Source organism: Aliirhizobium smilacinae, assembly GCF_006335145.1.
Classification (GTDB): Bacteria; Pseudomonadota; Alphaproteobacteria; order Rhizobiales; family Rhizobiaceae; genus Neorhizobium; species Neorhizobium smilacinae.
On the sequence record NZ_VDMN01000010.1, the window covers coordinates 33621 to 46455 of the forward strand.

Here is a 12835-nt window from a genome sequence, read left to right on the forward strand (position 1 = left end):
CGATGACAAATCTGACAGCGATGAAGGCCGGTCAGGCCGTTCGCAAGGTGGCGACACCTCGGCGCAACAGCGTCTTCACCTCAATCGATCTCGACCGCGACGGGAAGCAGATCGGCTATTTCAATGTGCCGCAGTCACCCCACGATGATGCCTGGGGTTCGGTTCAGGTGCCGCTCGCCGTCGTGAAGAATGGCGAAGGCCCGACGGTGCTGATCGAAGCTGGCAATCACGGTGACGAATATGAAGGCCCGATCGCGCTTGGCGAATTGCTGCGCGAGATCGATCCCGCCGACATCCGTGGTCGCATCATCGCCATTCCCGCCATCAATGTGCGCGCCGTCGAGGCTGGAACGCGGACTTCCCCGGTCGACGGGCTCAACTTCAACCGCAGTTTTCCGGGAGATTTCAACGGAACGCTGACGAACCAGATCGCGGCCTATGTGAACGACTGCCTGTTTCCGATCGCCGACTACTTCCTCGACCTGCATTCCGGCGGCTCCTCGCTGATGATCCTCCCAAGCGCCATCATCGAACCGTCACCGACGCCTGACGGCCATCGCCGCAACATCAGGGCGACGCTCGCGTTCGGGGCGCCTACGGTGGTGATGGTCGACAATCTCGGCGAGACCCGCACCTCGACTGCCGCAGCCAACCTTCAGGGCCTGATCGTCATCGGCAGCGAAATGGCCGGCGGGGGTCTCGTCAGCCAGGATGCGCTGGCTATATGCCGCCGCGGCATCCGCAATGTCCTCAAACATGCCGGCGTCCTGCAGGGCGAGGTCGAGATCCCGGCGAGTGCCAATGCGCGCGTCCTCAAGGTTCCGGGGGCCGAAGGTTACATCATCTCGGATGAGGATGGCGTATTCGAGCCGATCACCGAACTGGGAACCGTGGTGAACAAGGGCGATATCGCTGGCCGGATCCACTTCCTGCGTACGCCGCAACGCGAGCCGTTGGTGCTGTACCACCCGATCGACGGCGTAGTCTTCGCCAAGCGTCAGCCCGGCCGCGTTCGCCCCGGCAATTGCTGTTTCGTCCTTGCCAACGAATATCCCGAAGCACTGGTTGAAGAGGAGGCCGGCCATGAGCGTTGAGAGCATCAGGGCCGCCGCCGAGCGCATCAAGCCTTTCATCCGCAAGACACCCATGTTGCGGCTTTCCCATTGCGCCGGAGCGGAGCTTCCGCAGGAATTCCACCTGAAGCTTGAGTGCCTCCAGGTCAGCGGCTCATTCAAGATCCGGGGCGCCGTCAACCGGGTAAAAACACTTGCGCCCGAACAGCTCGCCAACGGGCTCGTGGCCGCCTCGGGCGGTAACCATGGACTGGCAACCGCCTATATGGCACGCCAGTCAGGCGTGTCGGCGACGATTTTCCTGCCGACCAATGCCAGCCCGATCAAGGAGCAGAAGCTCAGGAAATGGGGGGCCGACGTCCGCTATTCAGGCTCCGTATGGGACGAAGCGCATGAGGCGGCACAGGCCTTCGCCAAAGATTGCGGCGCCTTCTACATGCACCCATTTGCCGACGATGCGATCGTTTCGGGACAGGGGACTGTGGCGGTCGAGATGCTGGAACAGGTGCCGGATGTCGATCTCTATATCGTTGCGATCGGCGGTGGCGGACTGATCACCGGCATGTCGCAGATCATCAAGGCGACAAACCCGAAAGCCCGCATCATCGGTGTGGAGCCGGTCGGCTCGCCGACGCTGCATGCCTCTTTTGCTGCCGGCAAGGTGGTGCGCCTGCCGCAGATCACCACCCGTGTCGCCACCATGGCCTGCGGCCGTACCGACGAAAGCATCTACGAGATCGCCCGCCAGCATGTCGATGACATCGTTCTTATTGAAGACGAAGACATGCAGCGTGCTGCCGAACTCCTGTGGTTGGAATTCGGCATTGCCGCCGACCTGAGTGGGGCGGCCTCGCTTGCCGCGCTGATGTCGGGTGCTGTGAAAGCGCAAAAAGGAGAAAGAATTGCCGGCCTGGTTTGTGGCGCCGGCGTGGACGGCCTCGGCGCCTGAGAAGCGTCAAGGCCAAATGACGATGCGCACCGCGATGATGCGGAACGCGATCGCCGACATCGCTGCCTGAGGCAGCGGACCTGATCGGTCAATACCGACAAGAGGCGGAAAACGCCCGAAATGCCACCATCCAATGAACTGCTGATGGCAGAGGAGAACTAAAACATGCGTAGCATTCTGAAAGCATCCGTCGCGCTGGTCGCACTCACACTGGCAACTCCGTCCATGGCACAGGAAAAGGTCCTGGGCCTCGCGGCAATCGATCTGCAGAACTCCTTCTACGTCCGGATGAAGGAAGCCGGCGACGTCGCGGCCTCCGATTACGGTGTCAAATCCACCTGGCAAAGTGCCGAAGGCAGCCTGGAAAAGCAGGTGGGCATCATAGAGAACTTCATCAATCAGGGCGTCAGCGCTGTCCTGATCGATCCGATAGACAAGAACGCCGTCGTTCCCGCCATCGAAAAGGCAACCGCCGCCGGCATTCCGGTCATCACCATGGGCAACAAGGTCGAGGCCGGCGCAAACTATTCGACGCTCTATCCCGACTATAACAACATGGCCATGGTGGCACGCGCCATCGGAACCTCGCTTGGCGGCGAGGGTGAAATTGCCCTTCTCGTCGGCTCGCGCGGCAATTTCGTCTCCGACACCCGCGAAAAGGGCTTTGTCGAGACGATGCAGAAGGAATTCCCCAACATCAAGATCGTCGGTGTCGAACCCACCGGCTGGGACGCTGCCAAGGCGACCAACGCCGCCCAGACCTGGCTGACCACCTATCCAGACCTGAAGGCCGTTGCCTGCATTTCCGACAGCCTTTGCCTGGCAGCCGATTCCGTCGCTACCGCGATGGGTAGCGAGCTCATCTATGGCGGTTATGACGGCGACGCCGAGATGAAGGACCTGATCGACAGCGGCAAGATGGTGATGGACGTCATGACCGGCGCCTACCGTGTCGGCTACTGGAACGTCGCAGTCGCCGCCCGCCTCGCCAAGGGTGAGGACCTTCCCAAGGATCTCTACATGCCGACCTATTTCGTCACCTCCGACGAAACGGCCGCAAAGCTGAAGTCCGCCGGCCTGACCGTCGACTATATCAACACCGAAAAGCAGGCCGTCGAGGCCAAGAACTATACCGAACAGCTCGGCCCGAAAGTGCCGGCGTCGGCCATGACTGTCGGCAAGTAAAGCCGTCATGGGATGACCGGTGCTTCCCAACCTGCATCGGTCACTCCAATCCATAGTTGCTTGCACATCGCTTCTACCGCGGCGATCGGTGCACACCTTTTGATGGAGGTCGCACGTGTCACACTCCCGGATCATATCCCTATTGCGCCACAACGAACCGGTTCTGGTCGTCGTGCTCGTGGTCGCGATCTCCGTTTTCGGCTGGATCGATCCTCGGTTCCTTTCGACTGGCAATTTCGTCAGTATCGCTCAGCAAAGTGCTGTGATCGCACTTGTTGCCTTCGCCATGACTGCGGTCATCATCGCCCGAGGAATCGACATTTCCGTTGGCAGCACGCTTGCCTTCGCAGGTGTTGCGGCAGGCATAGTTTTCGCGTCGACAGGTTCGGCGACGCTGACCCTGATCGCAGCCATTGCCAGCGGTGCGCTGATCGGACTGCTCAATGGTTTGCTCATCGGTTTCGCCGGCATCTCTCCCTTTATCGCCACACTGGCGACAATGGCTTTCGCCCGCGGGCTTTCGCTTAGCCTGTCAGGCGCATCGAGCTTGCCAATAGCCGACCCCGCCGTGCTTTATGCGGGACGTGCCACGGTCGGTCTGCTGCCGGTCTCGGTGGTGATCGCCGGTATTGTTCTCTGTGTCTGGTGGTTCGTACTCCGCCGCACCGTCTACGGTCGCTGGATCTACGCGATCGGTGGCAATGCCGAGGCTGCTCGTGTCTCCATGGTGCCGGTCGAACTCGTGCGCATCTCGGTCTACCTGATCGCCGGCGCCACTGCAGGCCTCGGTGCTATCCTGACCATTGGACGTCTCGGTTCGGCCCAGCCGCTCGCCGGAACCGGCCTTGAATTCACCGCTATCACCGCTGCCATCATCGGCGGTACCAAACTTTCTGGTGGCAGAGGCTCCATCTGGGGCACGGCCATCGGTGCGCTGCTGCTGGGTGTGATCAACACCGGCCTTTCGTTCCTGCAGGTGCCGCAGATTATCATCTACTACATTACCGGCGCGCTGATTGTCGTCGCCGTGCTGACCAGCCAGCCCGAGACTATCACGCGGCTCGTCGGCTCGCTGCGGCGTCGTGCAAAATTTGCCGGATCCTCTGCTGCGGCAGTTGCAGCCGAGACCAATGGCGAAAAGCATTCGATCACGCTCAGCGGCATCGGCAAGATCTTCCCCGGCGTCAAGGCACTCGACGGTGTTTCCTTCACTGTCACTGCCGGCGAAGTGGTGGCGCTTGCCGGTGAGAACGGTGCCGGCAAATCAACGCTGGTCAAGTGCATCTCCGGCGTCTACCGCCCGGACGAAGGCCGGCTGCTTGTCGATGGAAAGCCCGTGACGTTCGCGTCTCCCAACGATGCCAAGGGTATCAGCGTTATCCATCAGCATTTCAGCCTGTCACCGGACTTGACGGTGGCCGAAAACATGTTCGTCGGTCGCGAACCTCGCACCGCTTTCGGCCTTCTCGACCGTCGCCGCATGCGACGCGAGGCACGTGCGATCATGTCGGAACTTTCGCTTGATATCGACGTCGATGCAGAACTGCGCACGCTTTCGGTCGGTCGCCAGCAGATGGTGGAAATTGCCCGCGCCGTGTTGGCCGACGCCTGGTTCATGGTAATGGACGAGCCGACAAGTGCGCTTTCCAACCGTGAAAGGGATCAGCTCTATACGCTGATCGATCGGCTGAAGGCGCGGGGTGCCGGCATCCTCTACATCTCCCACAAGATGGAGGAGATCTTCAACCAGTGCGACCGCGTCGTCGTGCTGCGCGACGGCAAGTTCATTGGCGAGCGCAAGACCGCCGAGACGGACGAGGCCGAGATCGTTTCGATGATGGTTGGACGTGAGGTCGGAGACATCTTCCCGCATCTTGAGGCCGAGATCGGCGAGGTCGCGGTCAAGGTCAACAACATCTCCAATGGCAAGCTGTTGCATTCCGCCTCGCTCCACGTTCGCTGCGGCGAGATCGTCGCACTGGCCGGTCTGATGGGCAGCGGCCGTTCCGAGGTACTGCGCCTGATTGCCGGGCTTGATACCATCCAGGAAGGTACGCTCGACGTGTTTGGCGAGCGCCAGGCCGGTGGCAATCTGAAAGCTGCTAATCGCGCCGGCATCGTCTACATCCCCGAAGATCGCCATCTCGAAGGTTTTGTCGGCACCATGTCGATCCGCGACAACCTTTCGCTCGCCTGGATGCGTGAGCACAGTCGGTTCGGCATCCTGCACATGGCCGGCATCCGGCGGCTGGCGCGAGAATTGATCGCATCGCTTGGCGTGCGCCCGGCGCAGGCCGACAAAATGACGATCGAACTCTCCGGCGGAAACCAGCAGAAGGTCGTGATCGGCAAGTGGCTGGCCACCAGGCCGCGCGTCATTCTCCTCGACGAGCCAACCCGCGGGGTCGATGTCGGCGCCAAGTCCGACCTGCATCACCTGATTGCCAAACTCAAGCAACAGGGCGCGGCGATCATCATGGTCTCGTCCGAGCTACCCGAAGTTCTGGGTGTCGCAGATCGCATCGTCGTCATGTGCGAGGGCCGCTCGGTCGGCGAACTGAAACGCGGCGCCACCGAGGAGGACGTCATGGCGCTTGCCTTCGGTGAAAATCACCGCCGCGCCTGCACGCCTCGGGCACAACGCAGTGCGGCACCCTCCGTCGGTCAGTTCTCCATGGAGGCCACAACGTGATTAAAGCTGCGTCTCCCTCTCATTCCTGCATATCTCGACCGGGTAGAAGGATGAACTGACATGATTTCTTCCCGCAATCTCGCCCTTAAGAAGGTTCTCGACCTTTCGCCGCTGATCCTTCTTGTGGCCCTTATGGCGATCTTCGCCGTCGTCGATTCGCGCGTGGTTTCCAGCCAGAGCCTGATCAACATCGTATCGCAGGCGACGCCGATCGCAGTCCTGGCGATCGGAGCGCTGATCGTCCTTTTGACTGGCGGTATCGATCTGGCCGCCGGCGTCGGCGTGGCCTTCTGCGCCGTGTTGATCGCAAGCCTGATCGATGCGGGTTTCGGCCTGCCGGGCTCGCTTGCGATCGGTCTTGCTGCGATGCTGATAGTCGGTCTCGTCAACGGCCTTGTCATTTCATTGCTGAAAATTCCGCCTTTCGTCACCACGCTGGCGGCCATGGTTGTGCTGCAGGGAGCAACCCTTGCCGTCGCCTCCAAGGGCGTGCTGATGCTGAAGGATCCGACGCTGCGCTTCATCGGCATCGAGCGCAGTTTCGGAATTCCCCATGTGATCTTCGCCACGCTCGCGATCGTGATCGCCGCGGCCGTCCTGATGCGTCTGACTCGCTTCGGTTTGCGCACTTATGCACTGGGTTCGGATGCCGGAGCGGCAGAACTCGCGGGCATCCCGGTGACCCGTCACACGATCCTGATTTACACCGCGTCAGGCCTGTTCGTCTTTCTGACGGCGGTGGTGATGATCAGCCGAGTGCCGGTGGTGACACCGAATATCGGCGGCACCTCGCTGCTGCTCGATGCGATCGCTGCGACCGTGCTGGGCGGCACAAGCATTTTCGGTGGTCGTGGCACCGTCTGGGGCACGGTGGTCGGTGCCCTTATCGTCAGTCTGCTGACCACGGCGCTGCGCATCTTCGGTACCGATCCGTCGAGCCTCGAACTCTACAAGGGCGCGATCATCATGGCGGCACTTCTGGCGGATACCGGCATGACCTATGCCAAAACCCGTCTGCTGGAGCCGGTACGATGAGCCGGCCCCTGTACGACTTCTTTGCGAAAGGTCCACCTTCTTTCGGGTGGATGACTTCACCGGACGCAGCATATCTCGTCGGTGAAGGGACCAACCGGCCGGTGGCGCTTTTGCCGACCGGCGCCGTGGAGCAACACGGCCCGCACCTGCCGATGGGGCTCGATATCTGGCTTGCCTCGGCCGTCGCCAATGCCGCGGCCGAGGGAGAGCGCGGCATCCGGGTTTGCGAACCCTTTGCTTATGGATCGTCGCAGCATCATCGCGCCTTCGCCGGTACGATGAGCCTCAGCCCGCAGACCTTCATCGCCGTCTTGGTCGATCTCTGCACTTGCCTGTGGGAGGATGGCTTCCTGCCGGTGATCATCAACGGGCATGGCGGCAACCGCGCGGCGATCCAGGTGGCTATCACGACGCTCGGCCGTCAAGGCGTGGTTTCGGCAGGTTTTTCCTATTTCGACTTGATTGCGGACGTCGCGTCCGAGGTCCTGCCGGATCATGCCGGCGGAACGGGACATGCTTGCGCGCTTGAAACTTCGCTGATGATGCATGTCATCCCTGAAAGCGTGCGCGAAAACCTGATCCCCGAAGGAGGAACGCCGCCTTCGTGGCCCGATCCGCATCTCTATGCCGGGCCGGCAGTCACCGTCTGGCGGCCATTCGAACAGATCCGGGACAATGGCGTCATAGGCACGCCTTCGGAAGCCTCACGCGAGGCCGGCGAACGTCTGTTTGTCGAAGCGGTGCGGCGCAGCCGCGAAACCATACTCAAGATTCAATCGGAATACGGTCAAAGGAGCATCCCATGACGGTCCAGTTCAAATCCTCTCTCGACGGCCCCAACCTGCGCGGGATGCCCATCGTAGCTGAGCCGTCCACGGGGCTTCGTGTCGGCACCAACCGTATCGGTTCGCAATGGCTGCCCGGCAGTTCCGGCAAATTCCTGAAGATAGACAGTCCCTCGACGGGCGAGGAGCTCGGCTATCTCGCGCTTTCCACCCGCGCCGATGTCGGCCGTGCTGTCGAAGCGGCTGATGCCGCGCGTCCGCTGATCTCCAAGATGGGCGTTTTCCAGCGGGCGGCGCTCTGCATGAAGATCGCCGACGAGATCGACCGTCGTACCGACGAGCTTGCCCGTCTTCTCTGCCTCGAACAGGGCAAGCCGTTTCACAGCGAAGCAAAAGCCGAGGTGGGCGCCGCCTCGCTCGGTTTCCGCAATGCTGCCGAGCAGATGAAGTGGCTGGAAACGGCCGCTTTTCCGGTCGCCGATGCCAATAAGCGAGCATTCTCCTTCCTGCAGCCGAAGGGCGTACTCGCCATCATCACGCCGTGGAATTTCCCGCTCGGCCTGCCATGCCTCTATTATCTCGGCCCGGCGGTCGCGACAGGCAACACGGTCGTCTGGATTCCGGCGCCGACCACCTCGTTGATCGCCGTCGCATTGATGGAGTGCCTCATCGAGGCAGGCCTTCCCGATGGCGTCATCAACCTCGTGCTCGGCGACGGTGCGGAAGTGGGGGACGAGGCTGTCATTCATCCAGGTACGCACGCGATCGGCTTCACCGGCAGCTCCGTCACTGGTGGCATCATAGCCCGCCGTGGTGCCGGAAAGCCGCTATTGCTCGAAATGGGGGGCAACGGCCCGACCATCGTGTTGCCGGATGCCGATATCGATCTCGCGGCCGAACTCGTCGGCGCGGGTTGCTTTGCCAATGCCGGCCAGATCTGCACCGCGACCGAACGCATCCTGGTGCACAAGTCAATCCACGACCGCTTCGTCGAGGGGCTGATCAAAGCCGCCGAGAAGGTGCGCATGGGCGACCCCTTCGACCCATCGACGACCATGGGGCCTGTCAACAACGCCTCCGCTCTGGACAAGATGCTGGAACACATGAACGACGCCTTTGCGCGAAAGGCCGATGTGGTGAAGGGCGGCAGGATCGCTGCGGGCATGCCGACCAATCTCTATTTCGAGCCGACCGTCGTGACAGGCCTGACCCGCGAAAGCCTGCTCAACAAGGAAGAGTCCTTCGGGCCCGTAGCACCGGTTCTCACCTTCGAGACCGATGAGGAGGCACTCGAACTTGCGGCTTCCAGCCCCTATGGTCTCAACGCAGCAGTCTTCACCAATTCCATCAAACGGGCTTTCTTCTACACGGAAAGCCTTCGTTGCGGCATCGTCAACGTCAACGAGAAGAGCTGCTACTGGGAGCCGCATATCCCGGCCGGCGGAGCTGCCGGCACCAATAGCGGGCTCGGCAGAACCGGCGGTCGACACACGTTGATGGAGATGTGCGATCTCAAGACCATGACGATCGACATCACCCGCTGAGAGCCGTTTTAAAGCCGACGCAGGTTGTGCGGCGAAGCATCGAGAGGAAAACATCATGACAATCATCAGACATGGACTGGGCGAGGGCCGTGGTTCGGGCGGCCGCAAGCTTCCTTTTGCAAAGGCGGTGGAAGCCGGCGGCTGGCTGTATGTTTCCGGCCAGACGCCGATGCGTGACGGCGAAGTCGTTGGCAGCGGCATCGTCGAACAGGCCAAAATCGCCATCGAGAATATGCTGACCATCGTCAAGGATGCTGGATACCAGCCTTCCGACATCGTCCGCGTCGGCGTTTGGGTTGACGATGCACGTGACTTCTGGAGCTTCAACGGCGTGTTCGAGCAGTATTTCGGCGACAACCCGCCGGCGCGCTGCTGTGTGGAAACACGCATGGTCGTCGACTGCAAGGTCGAGGTCGACTGCATCGCCTACAAAGCGCCCTGAACGACCTCTTCCAAATCAACATTCCCACCCGGCTCCTCGAGGACTGACATGAGCACTGCGGACATCATTCATGCGGATTATATCATCGTAGGAGGAGGATCCGCGGGCTGCGTGCTCGCCTCCCGGCTCACCCAAAACCCGCATACGCGTGTCATCCTGCTGGAGGCCGGGATGGATGCAGCCCGCCCGGAAGACTTTCCGGATCTCGCCAACCCCTATCCGGGTGTTGCCTATTCCAACCCGCGCTACACCTGGAACCTGAAGGCCTCCTATCCCTATACCGGTTCGAACCGGTCCGAGGCCAAAGCTTCCCGCTACGAGCAGGCTCGCGTGTTGGGCGGTGGCTCGGCCATCAACGGCATCGGCGCCAATCGCGGCGCTCCCCATGACTATGACGAATGGGGTGAGATGGGCGTGGACGGCTGGTCCTGGGAGGAATGCCTGCCCTATTTCAAGAAGCTCGAACGCGACCTCGATTTCGATAACGAACTGCACGGCCAGACCGGTCCGTTTCCGATCCGTCGCCGTGGGGAGGTCCTGTGGACGCCCTTCACCCGCGCCATGCTGGCGATCTGCGAAAAGAAGGGCATTCCATTTCTACCCGACCAGAATGGCGTGTGGCAGGAAGGCCTGTTCGAAATGGCCGTCAACATGGACGAAAATGCCCGTCGCGTCAGCACCGCCTGGGCCTATCTGACGCCGGAGGTCCGCCGCCGGACCAATCTCGACATCCGTACGGAAACCACGGTCTCGCGACTGCTGGTCGAACAGGGCAAGGCGACCGGGGTTACGGTCCTTCGAGCAGGTGTCCGGGAAGAACTTCGAGCGGCACGCGTTGTGCTTTCTGCCGGCGCGCTTGCCTCACCCGCCATGCTGATGCGATCTGGTATCGGTCCGGCGGCCCATCTCGTCGATTGCGGAATCGAAGTTCTGCGCGATCTGCCTGGCATCGGCCAGAACCTGATGGAGCACCCCTCCGCCGGTCTCGTGCCTTTCCTGAAGCCCGCCGCCCGCCAGAAGGGCGTGCCGGACTATCATATTCCCATCGGCTACCGTTTCTCCTCCGGCCTCGAAGGCTGTCCGGAGGGAGACATGCATATGAATTTCGTCACGCGTGCCGCCTGGCACTCGGTCGGCCGGCAGCTCGGCTCGGTATTCTTCTGGGTCAACAAGTCCTATTCGCGCGGCCAGCTTTTGCTTGATCCAGTATCGCCGGATGCATCACCGCGGATCGATTTCCGCATGCTTTCCGACCGCCGCGATCTCGTTCGCCTTGCCGACGCCTTCGAACGTGCCGTGCGCCTGACATCCGATCCAAGCCTCGGCTCCGTCGTATCCGGTGTCTATGCTGGCGGCATGTCCGAAATAGGCAAGCTGTTTTCAAAACCATCGCGCCTCGGCGCCGCCGTTACCGCCATCGGCGCGGTCGGTCTCGATGCGATCGGCAGCCTGCGAGAAAAGGCCTTTCCATATATGCTCGCTAACTACGATGACCCGAAGCGGCTTGCTGGCAACCGCTCCGAACTCGAGGCCTATATTTCCGAAGTCGTCGGTGGGGTCTGGCACCCGTCGGGCACATGCCGCATGGGCGCCGACGGCGACCGAATGGCAGTCACCAATGCATCGGGTAAGGTGCGGGGGGTAGAAGGCCTCTATGTTTGCGATGCGTCGATCATGCCGACCATTCCTTGTGCAAACACCAATCTTCCGACGATCATGATGGCCGAAAAGATCGCGGATATACTCAAATTTGAGGCAGCATGAACCGGATCGCTCCACCCGATACATCGCCCGAGGCAAGTTTTTTATTCTCAGCCACATCAAGCGTCTATCCGAGAAGATATGGCTTTCGAGGAGAAATGAGCTGCGTTCGATCGCCGGCGAAAGCTTTCGGTGAACCTTACGTCATGGGTTCCATGGGGCAGGTTTGTTGACAGGCCAGTGCTTTGGTTGGATTTTCTCCAGAAATTGGAGATCCGATGACGTTGAAACGATCAAGCACTATAACCGTCACACGCGCTGCCACTCGCACCAATGATAAAGCGAGAGCTCAAGACATTCTTGCGAAACTGGTCGATACGCGTGAAGCATTGTCGAAATCGAACCGTCGGATCACCGATGCAATACTCTCCGAACCCCATCGCTTTGTCGAACTTCCAATCGAGGAGTTGACGACATGGCTCAATGTCTCTGCGCCCACGATTACGCGCTTTGCGCGTACGATCGGTTGTGACGGTTTGAAGGACTTGAAGCTGAAGATCATGGGCTCCGTGCGGGTCGGGATTCACTATCTCGAACCAATGACGCCTCCTGCCTCGATCGAAGAGGTCGCTGAGCGGGTCAGCAAGCGTGCACAGAAGACCATCGATGACGTAAGCCACGGGATTGATCTTTCTCAGGCCAGTCGCGTAGTCGATCTGGTAAGCCATTGTACGACGCTCTACGCTTTTGGCGGTGGCGGTGTATCTTCATGGCTGATCGAAGAGATTCAGAACCGCTTCTTTCGCCTCGGTATTCGCGTTATACCCTGCTGTGATCATCAGATGCAGTTCATGCTTGCCGCGACCGTTGACAAGCAGGATCTCGTTCTCTGCTGCTCTCTTACCGGAGAAAACAGCGGTTTGGAACGTGCGGTCTCAGTTGCACGCGAATACGGTGCAACGACGGTGGCGCTTGCTCCCAGCAATTCCAGCTTGGCGACAGCCGTTGATGCGGTCCTGGCCGTAGATAGCCCTCCAGACGACGACATCCTGAGCCCATCATCCATGCGATATGCCTACCTCATCGCGATCGATATCATCGCCTACAGTGTCGCGATCGCTCGAAATGACACCGGACGCGAAAAGCTACGGCGCTTGAAGCAGCAGCTGGCGACGTCAAGAGATAAGCCAGACGTGCAGCCGCTATGTGACTAAATATCAGCGGCTATTTTTTGCATTTTCTGATCAAAAAAATCGCATAATTTGAGGCTGAGGCAAGGAAATGCAATAAAATGATCTGGAAGTGAAATTTCTATAGACAGCCTGAAAAAATGGCTCATAGTTATGGCTGTAGCGCATTGAGACGCCTGTAAGTCGATACGACACGGGCAGATTTAGTTTCTGCATATTCCGAGGGAACCGGAATACCG

At 60.3% G+C, this 12835-nt stretch carries 10 protein-coding genes; all 10 read left to right on the plus strand.

Annotated elements, in window-relative coordinates:
• Positions 1 to 2 precede the first annotated feature (2 nt).
• Positions 3 to 1094: a succinylglutamate desuccinylase/aspartoacylase family protein gene (locus FHP24_RS26705; RefSeq protein ID WP_246091958.1), complete on the plus strand. Its 1092-nt coding sequence runs from the start codon at positions 3 to 5 to the stop codon at positions 1092 to 1094.
• Entirely contained in the window at positions 1084 to 2022 is a 939-nt protein-coding gene (locus tag FHP24_RS26710) for a threonine ammonia-lyase (RefSeq protein ID WP_139679299.1), read from the plus strand. The genes FHP24_RS26705 and FHP24_RS26710 overlap by 11 nt, the downstream gene beginning before the upstream one ends.
• Positions 2023 to 2187: 165 nt before the next feature.
• Positions 2188 to 3207, plus strand: coding sequence for a sugar ABC transporter substrate-binding protein (locus tag FHP24_RS26715; protein ID WP_139679300.1), 1020 nt, complete (start codon positions 2188 to 2190; stop codon positions 3205 to 3207).
• 115 nt (positions 3208 to 3322) lie between these two features.
• Entirely contained in the window at positions 3323 to 5899 is a 2577-nt protein-coding gene (locus FHP24_RS26720; protein WP_139679301.1) for an ATP-binding cassette domain-containing protein, read from the plus strand.
• 60 nt (positions 5900 to 5959) lie between these two features.
• The gene (locus FHP24_RS26725; protein WP_139679302.1) at positions 5960 to 6934 is read left to right on the plus strand and encodes an ABC transporter permease; all 975 of its coding nucleotides are present in this window, start codon (positions 5960 to 5962) and stop codon (positions 6932 to 6934) included.
• Positions 6931 to 7740: a creatininase family protein gene (locus tag FHP24_RS26730; protein WP_139679303.1), complete on the plus strand. Its 810-nt coding sequence runs from the start codon at positions 6931 to 6933 to the stop codon at positions 7738 to 7740. Before FHP24_RS26725 ends, FHP24_RS26730 begins: the two co-directional genes overlap by 4 nt.
• The gene (locus FHP24_RS26735; protein ID WP_139679304.1) at positions 7737 to 9263 is read left to right on the plus strand and encodes an aldehyde dehydrogenase family protein; all 1527 of its coding nucleotides are present in this window, start codon (positions 7737 to 7739) and stop codon (positions 9261 to 9263) included. Before FHP24_RS26730 ends, FHP24_RS26735 begins: the two co-directional genes overlap by 4 nt.
• A 55-nt stretch (positions 9264 to 9318) precedes the next feature.
• Positions 9319 to 9705, plus strand: coding sequence for a RidA family protein (locus FHP24_RS26740; protein WP_139679305.1), 387 nt, complete (start codon positions 9319 to 9321; stop codon positions 9703 to 9705).
• Between the two features lie 48 nt (positions 9706 to 9753).
• Positions 9754 to 11469, plus strand: coding sequence for a GMC family oxidoreductase (locus FHP24_RS26745; RefSeq protein ID WP_139679306.1), 1716 nt, complete (start codon positions 9754 to 9756; stop codon positions 11467 to 11469).
• A 215-nt stretch (positions 11470 to 11684) separates the two neighbouring features.
• Positions 11685 to 12620, plus strand: coding sequence for a MurR/RpiR family transcriptional regulator (locus FHP24_RS26750; protein WP_139679307.1), 936 nt, complete (start codon positions 11685 to 11687; stop codon positions 12618 to 12620).
• Positions 12621 to 12835 lie beyond the last annotated feature (215 nt).

Excerpts from the sequence above, each read along its gene's own strand:
- FHP24_RS26725 (WP_139679302.1), top strand. The coding sequence starts at position 5,960 with ATGATTTCTTCCCGCAATCTCGCCCTTAAGAAGGTTCTCGACCTTTCG.
- FHP24_RS26705 (WP_246091958.1), top strand. The coding sequence starts at position 3 with ATGACAAATCTGACAGCGATGAAGGCCGGTCAGGCCGTTCGCAAGGTG.
- FHP24_RS26715 (WP_139679300.1), top strand. The coding sequence starts at position 2,188 with ATGCGTAGCATTCTGAAAGCATCCGTCGCGCTGGTCGCACTCACACTG.
- FHP24_RS26735 (WP_139679304.1), top strand. The coding sequence starts at position 7,737 with ATGACGGTCCAGTTCAAATCCTCTCTCGACGGCCCCAACCTGCGCGGG.
- FHP24_RS26730 (WP_139679303.1), top strand. The coding sequence starts at position 6,931 with ATGAGCCGGCCCCTGTACGACTTCTTTGCGAAAGGTCCACCTTCTTTC.
- FHP24_RS26750 (WP_139679307.1), top strand. The coding sequence starts at position 11,685 with ATGACGTTGAAACGATCAAGCACTATAACCGTCACACGCGCTGCCACT.
- FHP24_RS26710 (WP_139679299.1), top strand. The coding sequence starts at position 1,084 with ATGAGCGTTGAGAGCATCAGGGCCGCCGCCGAGCGCATCAAGCCTTTC.
- FHP24_RS26740 (WP_139679305.1), top strand. The coding sequence starts at position 9,319 with ATGACAATCATCAGACATGGACTGGGCGAGGGCCGTGGTTCGGGCGGC.
- FHP24_RS26745 (WP_139679306.1), top strand. The coding sequence starts at position 9,754 with ATGAGCACTGCGGACATCATTCATGCGGATTATATCATCGTAGGAGGA.